The sequence below is a fragment of the Chitinophaga flava genome, assembly GCF_003308995.1.
Lineage (GTDB): Bacteria > Bacteroidota > Bacteroidia > Chitinophagales > Chitinophagaceae > Chitinophaga > Chitinophaga flava.
On the sequence record NZ_QFFJ01000002.1, the window covers coordinates 1,965,778 to 1,979,178 of the forward strand.

Consider the following 13,401-nt stretch of genomic DNA (forward strand, 5'->3'; position numbering starts at 1 on the left):
GATTTTGCCTGCCGCCTCCGCTAGCTTTGCAACATAAATTTTTATGTCATGAAACAGTTGCTGTTATTGTTGTTGCTGGCACCGTGCCTGCTTTTTGCCCAATCGGGAACATTAAAATACGTTTGCCCTCCCTGTGGTCCCTGTGATACTATTGTATATCATAAACAAGGTAAATGTCCGCATTGTGGTATGGTACTGATGAAAAAAGACACCATCGATCAAAAACGTTTGAAAGTTTGTTTTTACCTGCAGGACGGCGTGGAAGTGCTCGACTTCGCCGGGCCGATGGAAGTATTTTCCTATGCCGGCTTTGAAATATTTACCGTCTCCAAAAAGAAAAAGCTGATATCACAGGGTGTGTTAAAAATAACCCCCGACTACAGCCTGGCGGATGCCCCGCCTGCTGATATCCTGGCTGTATTCGGTGGTAATGCCGGCGTGGCTGCAGATGACCCGGAGGTGATCGCCTGGATCAAAGCCCGCGATAAAGCTACTGCCAGCTACTTCTCCGTTTGTACCGGCGCCTTTATCCTGGGTAATGCCGGTCTGCTCAACCACCAGACAGCCACCACCTTTCACCAGAGCATCAACCACCTGCGTGAACGCCTGCCTCAAACCAAAGTGGTGGAAAACGTACGTTTTGTAGATAATGGCCGCATCATCACTACTGCCGGCATATCCGCCGGTATCGACGGTGCCCTGCATCTTGTTGGTAAACTGAAAGGGGAAGAAGAAGCCCAACGTATTGCACGGGAGATGGAATACGATAAGTATGTGCCTAATCAGGGTATGATCACGGCCAACAAATAAAAAAATACGGGTATAAAAAACAAGGGTGTATCTGGCAACAGATACACCCTTGTTTTTGAAATGATTTGTCTCAGACAGCCCGGTTATATTTCGGCAATACCATCGTTCTTACAACGGTATGCGCCACCAGCGACAACACCAGTGACAATACGATCAATAGCGCAGACTTCATTGGCGTGTCAAATACATCGATCACACCAGATACAGATTTGCCCGCAAAAAGAAGGGTGATGATACAGGCCAGCAGACCCGTGATCCATAAGGTAATATGGGACCACAGATACCTGGTTTTCAGGAAACCCTTTTTTCCAAAGGAGGTGAACAACAGCAATACATGGGCTACAAAAAACGATGCAGCGAAGACAATCAACAGTGTAAGCATTTGGGTTGTGTTTTGGTTTTTGGGAAATGGTATTATACCAAAATACTATTTTTTTCGAATAAGTAAATCTTTTAATCAACAGGCGTCAGCCGGCTTCTCCGTATTTGGTGCGGATCTGGGAAATGTGTTCAGCGATCATATGCAACCGGTAATAATATTTCTCAAAGATATCATCGTACATGCGGTGGCGGTTGACCAGAAACGCATTCAGTGCTTCATAAATGAATTCTTCGAACGTAATGTGTTCACTTACCCGGATAACACATTCCGCTACCGGTTCCAGGCTGGTGGTAAATTTTGATTTCACCTGTATGTCTGCCATACAGGTGATCATGATTTTATAGAGGTTGGGAGCTTTGGCGAAGGGGGCATAATGTACAGCTGTCAGTCCGTGCTCATCATAATGGTATTTGCGTACATCTTCTGCCAGCAGAAACTCGACCACCTCCCTGTTGCTATTATACCGGGTGGCAAGCAACAGGGGGGTATCGAGGCTGTCCAGCATAAAATCGAAGTGGATATTGTGTCTTATCAGGATCAGCAGCATATCGGTGATGGCCGCAAGCCGGTGATGCTGGAAGATGTAGGCAATAGCATACAGATAATCAGGACTATCAATGCTCAGCGTAGCACCCTTCTTCAGGGCATATTCTACGGCCTGTGGTTTGTTGGCCCCTACCGCACAGAAAATGATAGGGATCACATCTTCCTTCATATAACGGATGTCGGCACCGCCATCTTCAATCAGTAATTCAGCCGCTTCAAAAAAAATCTCCTGGTACTCCAGCAGCTCACATAAGAGTTCTGATAGCTCCCGCCGGTTAAAGTCTTTCAGATGATGTCTCACCAGAGCGAGCACTTCGTCCGGGTCCTGGCTTGTTCTCAGTTTGCGCTTTAAGTCGTACAGAGAAATTTTCTGCATATGTTTTCATAGGGTGATAGATAAGCGGGAGAGAACCCATAGGATGAAAAAGCGGCTGCAATGATAATAAATATTAGTTAAAAAAATTATTTGTTTTCCTGATGTTTCCATAGCTCCTGAAATATAGGGCTATGCTCCCGGAGATATTTGAAATCGCCGGCTGCTACCACACGGCCCTGTTGCAACACATAGATATAATCAAACTGCGGCAGCAGGTGCAGGCGGTGCATAGCCGACACGATCGCTTTGTCGGAGAAGGTTTTAAACATCTTACTGTAAATCATTGCCTCCGTTTTAGGATCTACGCTACTGGTAGGTTCATCCAGCAAAATGATCTCACTGTCCCTGGCGGCAAGGATACCCCTGGCAAGGGCAAGCCGTTGTTTCTGTCCACCCGATAAGTTGACGCCTTTTTCCCGTATGTCTGAATCCAGACCTTCTGGCAGTAAGGCTATCACTTCAGAGAAGTGAGCACTTTCACATACGTCCATGATCTCTTCCTTGCTGAAAGGCAGGCCCAGTGTAACGTTGTAGGCGATGGTGTTTTCGAAGATCTCCGGCTCCTGTGGGAACAGGGTCACCGATTCATAGATGGTGGCTAACGGGTACGGCTCTCCGTTGACGCGTACGACGGTGTCTTCCTCCGGTTCATACAGTCCTCTGAGAATTGCCAGCAGTGTGCTTTTGCCGCTGCCACTCTCACCGATGAGCGCTATTTTTTTACCTCTCCCTATCTGTACCTCCAACTGGTGAAGACTCTGTGGTGCGTGACTTTCCAGGTAGGTGGCCCGGTGAGAGAAGTTCAGCTCCCGTATGTCAACGGTTTCCCAGTTGTCAGGCAGGGTAGGGGCGGTATCCGGACGATGGTGTTCCTTGTAGGAGTCGCTGATATTGCTGGCCGTTTCCACGGCTGTGTTATACTGCACGATATCAGTATACTGCCAGGCTACGTCGGAGAATACACTGGTGAATTGGTTCACATATCCCAGCAGGATAACCAGATTGGTCACCAGGAAAACTTCTCCAGGCACCCAGTGCTGGAATATATACCCGAGGGCAATCACGCAGTAGATGAGTGCAATCAGCATTTCTGCTACAAACCACTTCCATTCGTTGATATAGGCATTTTTCCGGAAGGGAGGCCAGATGGCGGCCACTTTCCCTAACAGTCCGTTTTCCATGCTTTTCTCCAAACGCAGGGTGATTACCGTCATGATATTGGACAGGCTGTCAAACAGGTTGGCTGAAACAGCATGCTCGCCTTCATTGACAGCTTCCAGCGTTTCAATATAAGGCTTGTCAAAACGGATCATGGCAAACACACATATAATGCCCATTGCTACACCGATAGCGCCATACAGTGGTGAAAAATACACCATCGCCACCAGCGAAAATATGAGCTTGGACAAGGCATGCAGGTACATAAAACCATGGGAGAAAAATTCCTTCAGCGCCTCATAGGCTTTACGGATACGGTTGATCACGGTACCGCTGTGGTTATCCTGATGCCACTTCACCGGCAGGTGAAGGGCCTGATGATAACGTTCCTGCAGAAAGTTGCGGCTCAGCTTAAAAGCCAGCTGCCTTTCCATGACCCTGGCCGGCCCGTGAAAAGCCCATTCCAGCAGGTGAAGCGCCATATAACCGCCGGCAAACAGCATGGCGTTGCGGGGCAGATTGGCTGAATCCTGTTGTATCGTACCAATGAACCACCCAAACAGTATGGGGTTCAGGGAAAAACAGACATTCGCCAGAATAAAAAGAGTATATATCAGCAGGAATCGTTTACGCTCTTTGCGCGCGTATTTCCAGGCAGTTTTTAATAATGAAACGTAAGGGTTAGGCATGGCCTTTAAAATTTAGAAGTGCCTTATCTGGTACGATATTCGTACAGAATCAGGCGTAAAAAACCGTTTGTTATGAAAAGTTTATCCGCGTTTAAAATGCTGTTCTGCTCTTTATTATCCCTCATTACTTTCACCAACATCTATGCCCAGGATACCAAGGCTCAGAAAAAAGCCGCCAAAGCAGAAGCTGTTAAAGCAATGGTGGATAATAAAACCTATGTTTTCGTTGCTCAGAGCGCTACTCCCATGAGTGGACGTGTACGGCAGATCACCCCTGATTTTAACCTCACTGTTACGCCCGATTCCATTGTCAGTTACCTGCCTTATTTTGGCCGGGCGTATTCAGCTCCCTATGGTGCTACCAAATCGCCCCTGGATTTTAAATCAAAGGATTTTCAATACACTACTACCCCCGGCAAAAAAGACGGATGGGATGTGAGTATCAAACCCAAAGACCAGGATATCCAGAATATGACGATTTTTATTACCAGCAGTGGTTATGCTACCGTACAGGTGACCAGCAACAACCGGCAGCCGATCACATTTAATGGGTACGTGCAGGAAGTGAAGAACAACAAGTAAAACATTTTGCAAAAATAGGGTCCGCGGTTATTTGGTTATTTGACATTCATCAAATAATCAGATAACCCTTTTTTTATTGAATGGCTCTTACCATTTGGTAGTTGGTCAGCTCCACCCCGTCAATGTTTACCGATTGTTCCTGTACCACCCGGAACCTGATTTTTTCAAAAAACAATCTGGCGGTTATACTTACATAGGCTGTCAGTAAAGGTATCCCCAGCTCCTTCGCGGTCTGGATAATATGGTTGGCCAGCAAGGTGGCTATGCCCTGCCGTTGATAATCCTTATGTACAAACATCATATCGAATTCTCCGTCATCTTCCAGTGATGCTAATCCGGTGATCACTTTATCAGGCGTTTCTGCTATAAAAAAATGCTGGGTATTGATTTTATTTTCCAGAGAAGAAAGCCGGTCTCCGCGCCCGGACCATGCTGCTATCTGCAGAGCATTATAATCCCGGCTGTTCACTGTCCGGATAGTTTGCTGGTAGAGGTCGCGAAGCTCGGGCATATCGCTGATGGTAGCTTTGCGTAAATTCATCATGTGGGTAACATTTAAATCGAATGGATAACGTTATATTTAGACGAACAAATTTACCTTATTCAATGGAGAACCAATCACCGATCACCACATTATTTCTGGATATTGGCGGCGTACTGCTTACCAACGGATGGGACCGGGCCGCACGCAAGCTGGCGGTACAAACGTTTAACCTCGATGCTGCTGAAACCGAAGAAAGGCATCACCTTACATTCGACACCTATGAAGTAGGCAAACTCACCCTCGATGAATACCTGAGCAGGGTGGTGTTTTATGAAGACCGCCCTTTTACGCCTCAGCAGTTCCGCGATTTTATGTTTGCACAGTCGTCCCCATATCCTGATATGATTTCGCTGGTAAAACATCTGAAAGAAAAGTACAAACTCAAGATCGCCATCGTCAACAATGAAGGCCGTGAGCTGAACACCCACCGTATCCATTATTTCGGCATTGCCTCTTTCGTTGACTTTTTTGTATCCTCCTGCTTTGTGCACTATCGTAAGCCGGATGCGGATATTTACCGGATCGCACTCGACATCGCTCAGGTATCTCCGGGAGAAGTCGCCTATCTGGAAGACCGGTCCATGTTTGTGGATGTGGCAAATAGTGTAGGCATCAACGGTATATGTCATACCAGCTACGATACCACGGTGGCTGCATTGGAGAAGTTTGGCCTGAAACCCTGATTCATTCAGACCATTGGCAATTTCTTACGCCAGCTGATATCTACGATGGGTAACAGAACAAACAGCTCCGTTACAGAAGCGGTCAATAACTCCGGGAACTTCAGCAAGGTGGGCGCTAAGCATAATACGCCTACCCGCGTATGGTGGGATGTTAAATAAGATGGCCTTGAGGAATCCGATCAAAGTAACCTGCACCGGCGGATACCCGGCGAGATCTTAAATAAGATGACCGCCAGGGTTTATTAAAAATTGTGCAAAAAAATAGTTTGACCATCCCGATTGTCTCAGACGACCGGGATTTTTTCTTTTGTATATATTAATCGCTATTTTACCGCTGATGTAATTTTTAATCTGCTATAACGATTTTGTAATAATAAATTTCTATTTTGGCAGACCAGGGATGCTAAAAGAGTTGTTGTCATGACTACAGTCTGTATAAACAGACGTGGCATGAGTGCGTACTGTGTATAATTCCACGAAATATACTTTGAAGATCTGAAGCCTGCCCTTCAATTCCAGACAAATTCAATCAATAGTCACTATTTATTTACGTTGGATGCGATGCTAAATGCATTTGGCAAAAACTCAAAAACAAAAACAGATCTATGCTCAGAAGGTATGAGTTCTGCCCAAAGTTAAAACGGCTGGGAGTAAGTCCCGGCAAGGCTTTGGTCTTCATGCTGGGTATCGGCTGCTACCAGCAGCTGGCCGCCCAGAACACAATTCCCTTAACAGACCTGTCGGCATTTAAACAACCGGCGCCCTCCTGGCGTATAGCCGGCGACGTGAATGCAGACCTGCAAAAGGAGAATACCCTGGTATCCACCACTGGTACAGGTATCCTGGTTAACCTACCCGATAAGGGCAAACATGGACAGGACCTCTTTACAACCTGGCAACATGGTGATATGGACCTGGAACTGGACTACCTGATGTCTGCAGGCTCCAACTCCGGCATCTACCTGCAGGGCAGATACGAAATACAGCTCCTCGACAGCTGGGGTAACCCTAACCCCCGCGCCTCCGACAACGGCGGTATCTACGAACGCTGGGACAACAACAAACCCGAAGGTCAGCAGGGATACGATGGACACGCTCCCCGGCAGAATGCCAGCCTCGCACCCGGCCTGTGGCAGCATATGAAAATCTCCTTCCAGGCCCCCCGCTTTGATGCCGCCGGCAACAAAACAGCCAACGCGGTCATCCTCAAAATAGAACTCAATGGCGTAACCATACAGGAAAACATATCCCTGTCAGGACCTACCCGCGGCGCTATCGGAAACAATGAAGTGGCTGAAGGTCCGCTGCGTATCCAGGGAGACCACGGCACCATTGCTTTCCGTAATATCCGTATACAGCAGTTTAATACACCACGTCCTGAACTGAAAGACGTAAACTATGCTATCTATAAAGGCGTCTTCCAGCAACAGCCGGACTTTAACACGTTAAAGCCACTGGCTTCCGGACAGGCTGCACAACTCACCTCCAACCTGGCCGGTTTGCCCGACAATCAGTTCCTGGTGCGTTATAACAGTACATTGGTGGCGAAAGCCGCCGGTAAATATGATTTTACGCTGCATACCTCCGGTGGCGGCGGACAGCTGAAAATCAAAGACCAGGTATTCAACGCAGGCCGCAACAAAGACGCCAAAGGCAGCGTGGAACTGGCTGCCGGCAGTTATCCGGTGGAAGTGCTGTACAGCAAGCAGGTAGACTGGGCCAAAGCGTCCCTTTCCCTGTCTGTACAATCGGCCACCCTTCGTGAATCGGTGCTCAGCGATGCCAATGTTCCCGCAGACGATCCTACCGACCCTATCCTGGTGACAGCATCCGAAAATACCATCCTGCGCAGCTTCATGGACCTGAAAGGTGGTCAGCGCGTAGTACACGCTGTTTCTGTAGGTAGTCCGGCCAAACTACATTACACCTACGATATGGACCATGCCGTACCGGTACAGGTATGGCGCGGTGAATTCCTGAATACCACACCCATGTGGCATGACCGTGGTGACGGCTCTTCCCGCCCGATGGGCATGGTGCGGATACTGGACCAACAACCGGCTATGGCACTGGCGCAACTGTCATCAGCAGATGCGCAGTGGCCTGCTGATACCACCGGCGCTGGTTATCGTCCTAAAGGTTATTCTCTCGATCCACAGGGCCTGCCTTCATTCCGGTTCGAGATATACGGAAGCACAGTCAGCGACACCCTGCGGATACTGCCACAGAATACCGGCGTACACCGTAGCCTTCAGGTGGCTGGCACCCCGGAAAATCTCTACGCCCGTTTAGCCGTGGCCGATAGTATCACACAACTACCCGATGGTACCTACATGATAGGGGACAAAGCCTGGTATATCAGAGTGGACAACAGCGGCGCTAAACCCGTTATCCGCAACCAGCAGGGAAAAATGGAACTGATCGTGCCCGTAAAAACAGCCATAGGATACGCCATTATCTTCTAAGCAGAAATATGCATGAGAATTATGAAAATGAACTATAAAAGATTGACTGCCGGGATAGCAGCCGGTATGTTGATGATGACTACTGCTATTCAACCCATACAGGCACAGGAGTCGCCCAAAGAGGAAGACTTCTTCCGTATAGCCCGTATCAGTTCGCCGGAAGGTACCCTGCTGGAAGTAGGCGGCCTGTGTACGTTGCCCAATGGCGACCTGGGCATCGCTACCCGCCGTGGTGACATCTTCATCGTGGAAAATCCCACCAGCCGGCAGCCTTATTTCCGTAAAGTGGCCTCCGGCCTGCACGAGGTGCTGGGCCTTGTATGGAAAGACGGATCCCTGTACTGCGCCCAGCGCGGTGAGCTTACCAAACTCACTGATACCGATATGGACGGTAAAATAGATCGTTTTGAAACCGTATATGCATGGCCGTTATCCGGCCACTATCACGAGTACAGCTTCGGCCCTGTAGTAGCACCCGACGGCTCTTTTTTCGTGTCGGGCAATGTGGCCTTCGGCAATGAAGAATGGTGGCGTGGTGAAAGCCGGGTACCCTGGCGTGGATGGATGATGCATATCAGTGAAGACGGTAAGATGGAGCCCTGGGCTACCGGATTCCGCTCTCCCTGCGGGCTGGGCATCATCGACGGCGAATTGTTTTATACCGAAAACCAGGGCGACTGGATGGGCTCCGGTGCACTGGTACACGTGAAAAAAGGGAGCTTCGTAGGACATCCTGCCGGACTGCGCTGGACCAACCTGCCCAACTCTCCGGTAAAACTCACCACCGAACAGCTGTATAGCAAAGTAGATCCGCGTTACCGCAGAGATGCCAATGGTCGCGCCATCAAACCGGAGAACGTAGAGAATGAAAAGTTCGTGACGCTCTTTGATATGAAACAATACTTCCCGGAAGTACAGCTGCCGGCCGTATGGCTGCCGCATGGTGTGCTGGGTGTCTCCAACTCACAAGTAGTGACTATACCCGAAGGTGTATTCGGACCTTTTGCCAAACAGGTGCTGGTAGGGGATCAGGGGCAGAGTAAAATTATGCGCGTGTTCCTGGAAAAAGTAAACGGCGAATATCAGGGGGCTGCATGGGACTTCAGAAGTGGTTTTCAGTCAGGTGTACTGCGTCTGGCCTGGGCTAAAGATGGCTCCCTCTTTGTAGGTGAAACCAACCGTGGCTGGGGTTCTGCGGGTGATGCCAATCAGGGGCTGCAACGGCTCGTATGGAACAACCGCGTGCCTTTTGAAATGAGAACAGTCAGCGCCCGCCCGGATGGTTTTGAAATTACCTTCACTCAGCCGGTTGATAAAAAATACGCAGAGGACTTAGCAGCTTATCATGTGGAGAGCTTTACCTACAAGTATCATCCCGTATACGGCAGCCCTACTGTTAACACAGAAAATCTGACAGTAAAAGGTGTGAAAGTATCTGCTGATGGTATGACTGTACGTGTCGTTATCAACGGTATGCGCCGCTATTATATTCACAAACTGGCATTGACCGGCATCCGTTCTCAGGAAGGATCTTATTCACTGGTACATCCTGACGTATATTATACACTGAATAATATTCCGGAAGGCGCGTCACTGCCGGCGTCGGAGCTGAGCACCAGAAGCAGTGCCAAAGCAGTAGCAGCTGAAACGAAAGCAGCTGCCGGCAAAACGGAGGCTGCTAAAGCAGAACCGGCCAAAGCGCCTACCTATGCGCAGATACAGCCACTGCTCAACAAACACACCTGTTCTTCCTGTCATAATCCGGATAAAAAGCAGGTAGGTCCTGGCTTTAAGGAAGTTGCCAAAAGAAACTATACAGTAGCGAAGATCATGGCATTGATCAAAAATCCGAAGCCAGAAAACTGGCCGGGTTATGCTACGCCTATGCCGCCTTTCCCGCAGGTGCCACAGGCCGATGCAATGAAAATAGCACAGTGGATCAACTCACTGAAATAACAATAACCAAAAAATCAATGGCTCCCGGTATATCAGGAGCCATTGGTTTTTCTAGAGCATGGTTATCTGTTCATCAGTTCTTCAATCTCTTCTGCTTCCCTCGGAATATTTTCCATCAGATCTTCATAACCGTTTTCGGTTACCAGCAGATTGTTTTCAATTCTCACACCTATACCTTCTGCTTCGCTATATATCCCTGGTTCGTTGGTGATAACGGCTCCTGCTGGCATGGGCTCATCATAATAGCCGGTGTCGTGTACGTCCAGTCCCAGGAAATGGGATACGTTGTGATAGCAGTATTTGCTCAGGTAATAAGCTTCTCCGTTGGCCTTAATGTCTGCAGTAGTGCAGAGTCCGAGCCCTACCAGTTCTCCGATGAGCAGGCTGTTGGAGGCTTTCCAGAGATCTTTTATGAGGATGCCGGCGCGTACGTGTTGCCGCAATTGTTTGTGGACGCGTAATACAGCATTGTAGAATTCTTTTTGGCGCGGGGTATAACGGCCGTTGACAGGGATGGTCCTGGTATTGTCAGCATTGTAGTACTCATAGTGGGCAGCAGCGTCGATGAGTACGAGGTCGCCGCTTTTGCCGGTAGATTTGTTGGCGCGGTAGTGCAGGATGCAGGTATCATCTCCGTAAGCCACGATAGGTTCGTAGGCCCAGGTAGTATTATGCTGCATGTATTCATGAATCATTTCTGCAGCTACCTGATGACCGCTTTTGCCGGGTTGCATGTATTGCAGCACACGGCGGAAACCTTTTTCTGTGATATCACAGGCTTTTCTGAGCAATGCAATTTCTTCGGGTGTTTTGGCATTGCGCTGACGGGCCAGGATAGGGTAGAGCCGTTCATAACGATGAAGTGGATAAAGTTGTTTGCAGGTCAGCAGCAGGCGGTCTTCCCGGGTCTGTGTTTCATTTTCAGAACGGGCATGTTCGTTGGTATGCAGGTAGATGCTACTACACAGCGGCAGTATTTTTTTCATGATGGTCCAGAACTCATCGGTATAAAACACAGTACTGATTCCGGATATCTCAGACGCTGCGGATTTATCAACTCTTCTGCCCACCCATTTGATAAAGAGCTGGTCTACTCTTTTGATGAACAGTACTTCCCGCAGGGCAGGGTCGGGATGAGAGGGACAGAGCACCAGCATGGCATCTTCTTCTGCGATGCCTGTAAGATAGTACAGGTTCACATTTGGGAAGTAGGGCATCACACCATCTGCGTTGGTGGGTAAAATATCGTTGGCGGTAAGGAGAGCGGCAGCGCCGGCAGGCAATTGCCGGGAAAGCTTTTGACGGTGCGCGGAAAACATAACTTACTTTGTTTGATTTTCACAAACATAGCAGGAGGGCGGGTAATTACTGGTGTAAAAAAGCGACAGTTTGAGGAAGAGTTAAACGGTTTATTCAGAAAGGGAGACAGACCATTTATGCCATTCTTTGCGGAAATGGGAGAAGTCGTGATAGCCCAGTTCTTCCCAGTCTGCTTTATAGCCGAGGCGGGTGTATTGTTCTGCCGCCTGCCGGAACCGCAGAATGGACAGGCATTTTTTGGGACTGATGTTTAAGGCTTCGCTGAAATACCGTTCAAGGGTGCGGGGAGATACGTATAGCAGGCCTGCCAGTTTTTTCAGTTGAAAGCCGGATTGCTGCAGGGCCGGGCCGTTGAGCGATTGTAGTATGCAGGCAAAGCGGTGATTGTCTGTGGCCTGGGCGGCATATCGGCGCAGGAAGTTTTCAAGCAGTGACTTGATCGTATCCAGGTTGGTGGCGTCGTATACGGCAGATTCCAGTGCTGGTACCTGCGACATGACATCATGGGCTGAAAGTGTCTGGCGGTGCATGTCTGCGCCTTTCACATGGAAGAGGTAATTGAGAGATGCCGGTTTGAATTTGATACCTGCCAGGAAATTGTTGGGATGATGCCGGTAGGATACAGGCGTTGTTTGGTATCCTATTAACTCACTGCCGCGGCAACTATGGAGCAGTTGTCCTTCTGCATTACATATTTCAAAAGGGGCGCCCATATTTAACACCAGCGATGAATTCATATTGGCCATGAGCAGTTCCCGGAACTCTTCATTGTCGGGGACAGGCTTGCGCAGGTCCAGCAGCCAGTAGTATACCACATGAGGGGCCAGGTCGGCCGAAGGGCTGATATACCGGTACTGGCCGGAGAAATATTGCTGATCTATGAATTCGATTGCCTGCATTGCAGGGGCTAATTTACGGATATTAAGAGCATGATTTGAACAGTTGCTGAACATTTTGCTCTCTTGTTCTGTTAATTAGGTTACCTGTGAAAATCCGGACCAGGGCATTCACGATCACTGTTTAATTGTCTTGTTTTACCCGGCTTTCATGTTATTTAATGACAAAAGACATTATTCCGGCGATCAGTCGCCGGTTGACGATATTATATTCTGTTCACATCATTTAAATTAACGGTTGATAAACAGGTACAACATCTTGCAATTTGTTGAGATGTGCTGGGGCGGGCTTATATCTTGATAGCGCCCGCCCTTTTTTTATTTCTTCAGAATAAGCACACCCTTACTCCCTGGATTTATATTGATAATATTTTCCTGCCATCAGCCCCATGGGAAGGCCGATCATCACCATAATAATACACATGCCAATAACGGTATTGGCTAAACGGAAAGGTCCGTGTGGGATACTGCTGACAGGAATCACCAGCAGGTTCATCACGATCCAGGCGAAGATGCCGTATATCAGCCCGGTTACGGAAGGGACTTTCCGCATTTCCGGTATACGGGGATACAGGAAAAAGAAAAGCAGGGTAAAGAAGAGGGCAAAACAGTAATGAAAAAACACTCCCCACCAGGGCATGGCGGGGTTGCCGCTGAAGGCATCTTTGCCAAATGCGCCGCTTGCGACAAACAGGAGTACGTTGACAAAACTTTTGCCGGTTACCAGTACAAACTGGACACAGGCGCTAAGCAGATCGAGGGTGCCGACCAGCATCCAGGTAAGCAGGATGATGCCGGGAGGAAAAGAGCGTGTTGTAGCCATAAGGGTAAAAAATAATCTGCATTAAATTAAAAAATTTCTATATAAAATTTCATTTCCACCTGTAGCAATATTATCGGTTACTGTTCGTCTTCTTATTTGTGTCACTGATACAATATTCCGCACTTTTAAAGCAATGTTAAAAGTTTAGCTTAAAATCTCCTTAAAATTATT

At 48.3% G+C, this 13,401-nt stretch carries 12 protein-coding genes; 5 read left to right on the forward strand and 7 right to left on the reverse strand.

Features of this window, described 5'->3' with window-relative positions; translation table 11 throughout:
- The first annotated feature begins 48 nt into the window (after positions 1–48).
- Positions 49–810, forward strand: coding sequence for a DJ-1/PfpI family protein (locus DF182_RS24155; RefSeq protein WP_113618352.1), 762 nt, complete (start codon positions 49–51; stop codon positions 808–810).
- A 70-nt stretch (positions 811–880) separates the two neighbouring features.
- On the opposite strand, the gene DF182_RS32475 is transcribed toward DF182_RS24155, so the two are convergent.
- From DF182_RS32475 to DF182_RS24170, 3 genes are all read right to left on the reverse strand, one after another.
- Complete coding sequence (locus tag DF182_RS32475; RefSeq protein WP_170148845.1) at positions 881–1,192, reverse strand: hypothetical protein; 312 nt, start codon at positions 1,190–1,192, stop codon at positions 881–883.
- Positions 1,193–1,277: 85 nt separating this feature from the next.
- Complete coding sequence (locus tag DF182_RS24165; RefSeq protein WP_113618354.1) at positions 1,278–2,114, reverse strand: ankyrin repeat domain-containing protein; 837 nt, start codon at positions 2,112–2,114, stop codon at positions 1,278–1,280.
- 86 nt (positions 2,115–2,200) lie between these two features.
- Positions 2,201–3,961 (reverse strand): ABC transporter ATP-binding protein, encoded by a 1,761-nt coding sequence (locus DF182_RS24170; protein WP_113618355.1) that lies wholly within the window; start codon positions 3,959–3,961, stop codon positions 2,201–2,203.
- Between the two features lie 72 nt (positions 3,962–4,033).
- Here DF182_RS24170 and DF182_RS24175 point away from each other — a divergent pair, with 72 nt between their 5' ends.
- Positions 4,034–4,543 (forward strand): DUF4251 domain-containing protein, encoded by a 510-nt coding sequence (locus DF182_RS24175; protein ID WP_113618356.1) that lies wholly within the window; start codon positions 4,034–4,036, stop codon positions 4,541–4,543.
- Between the two features lie 73 nt (positions 4,544–4,616).
- Here the strand turns inward: DF182_RS24175 and DF182_RS24180 are convergent, their stop codons facing one another.
- The gene (locus DF182_RS24180; protein WP_113618357.1) at positions 4,617–5,087 is read right to left on the reverse strand and encodes a GNAT family N-acetyltransferase; all 471 of its coding nucleotides are present in this window, start codon (positions 5,085–5,087) and stop codon (positions 4,617–4,619) included.
- Positions 5,088–5,149: 62 nt separating this feature from the next.
- On the opposite strand from DF182_RS24180, the gene DF182_RS24185 reads away from it, so the two are divergent.
- From DF182_RS24185 to DF182_RS24195, 3 genes are all read left to right on the forward strand, one after another.
- Positions 5,150–5,770 (forward strand): HAD family hydrolase, encoded by a 621-nt coding sequence (locus tag DF182_RS24185; RefSeq protein WP_113618358.1) that lies wholly within the window; start codon positions 5,150–5,152, stop codon positions 5,768–5,770.
- A 605-nt stretch (positions 5,771–6,375) separates the two neighbouring features.
- Positions 6,376–8,235 carry a 3-keto-disaccharide hydrolase gene (locus tag DF182_RS24190; protein WP_113618359.1) on the forward strand — a complete coding sequence of 620 codons (1,860 nt, stop codon included), beginning with the start codon at positions 6,376–6,378 and terminating at the stop codon, positions 8,233–8,235.
- Between the two features lie 12 nt (positions 8,236–8,247).
- Complete coding sequence (locus DF182_RS24195) at positions 8,248–10,191, forward strand: hypothetical protein (RefSeq protein WP_211327198.1); 1,944 nt, start codon at positions 8,248–8,250, stop codon at positions 10,189–10,191.
- Between the two features lie 62 nt (positions 10,192–10,253).
- Here DF182_RS24195 and DF182_RS24200 read toward each other — a convergent pair whose 3' ends face one another.
- From DF182_RS24200 to DF182_RS24210, 3 genes are all read right to left on the reverse strand, one after another.
- Complete coding sequence (locus DF182_RS24200) at positions 10,254–11,510, reverse strand: aminopeptidase P family protein (RefSeq protein ID WP_113618360.1); 1,257 nt, start codon at positions 11,508–11,510, stop codon at positions 10,254–10,256.
- A gap of 90 nt (positions 11,511–11,600) precedes the next feature.
- Positions 11,601–12,410: a helix-turn-helix domain-containing protein gene (locus DF182_RS24205; RefSeq protein ID WP_161964244.1), complete on the reverse strand. Its 810-nt coding sequence runs from the start codon at positions 12,408–12,410 to the stop codon at positions 11,601–11,603.
- Positions 12,411–12,750: 340 nt separating this feature from the next.
- On the reverse strand, positions 12,751–13,230 hold the full coding sequence (locus tag DF182_RS24210) for a hypothetical protein (protein ID WP_113618362.1): 480 nt from the start codon (positions 13,228–13,230) through the stop codon (positions 12,751–12,753).
- Between the last annotated feature and the right edge of the window lie 171 nt (positions 13,231–13,401).

What these genes read in the sequence shown, in the direction of transcription:
- DF182_RS24155 (WP_113618352.1), top strand. Translation starts at nt 49, where the DNA reads ATGAAACAGTTGCTGTTATTGTTGTTGCTGGCACCGTGCCTGCTTTTT.
- DF182_RS32475 (WP_170148845.1), bottom strand. Translation starts at nt 1,192, where the DNA reads ATGCTTACACTGTTGATTGTCTTCGCTGCATCGTTTTTTGTAGCCCAT.
- DF182_RS24165 (WP_113618354.1), bottom strand. Translation starts at nt 2,114, where the DNA reads ATGCAGAAAATTTCTCTGTACGACTTAAAGCGCAAACTGAGAACAAGC.
- DF182_RS24170 (WP_113618355.1), bottom strand. Translation starts at nt 3,961, where the DNA reads ATGCCTAACCCTTACGTTTCATTATTAAAAACTGCCTGGAAATACGCG.
- DF182_RS24175 (WP_113618356.1), top strand. Translation starts at nt 4,034, where the DNA reads ATGAAAAGTTTATCCGCGTTTAAAATGCTGTTCTGCTCTTTATTATCC.
- DF182_RS24180 (WP_113618357.1), bottom strand. Translation starts at nt 5,087, where the DNA reads ATGATGAATTTACGCAAAGCTACCATCAGCGATATGCCCGAGCTTCGC.
- DF182_RS24185 (WP_113618358.1), top strand. Translation starts at nt 5,150, where the DNA reads ATGGAGAACCAATCACCGATCACCACATTATTTCTGGATATTGGCGGC.
- DF182_RS24190 (WP_113618359.1), top strand. Translation starts at nt 6,376, where the DNA reads ATGCTCAGAAGGTATGAGTTCTGCCCAAAGTTAAAACGGCTGGGAGTA.
- DF182_RS24195 (WP_211327198.1), top strand. Translation starts at nt 8,248, where the DNA reads ATGAGAATTATGAAAATGAACTATAAAAGATTGACTGCCGGGATAGCA.
- DF182_RS24200 (WP_113618360.1), bottom strand. Translation starts at nt 11,510, where the DNA reads ATGTTTTCCGCGCACCGTCAAAAGCTTTCCCGGCAATTGCCTGCCGGC.
- DF182_RS24205 (WP_161964244.1), bottom strand. Translation starts at nt 12,410, where the DNA reads ATGCAGGCAATCGAATTCATAGATCAGCAATATTTCTCCGGCCAGTAC.
- DF182_RS24210 (WP_113618362.1), bottom strand. Translation starts at nt 13,230, where the DNA reads ATGGCTACAACACGCTCTTTTCCTCCCGGCATCATCCTGCTTACCTGG.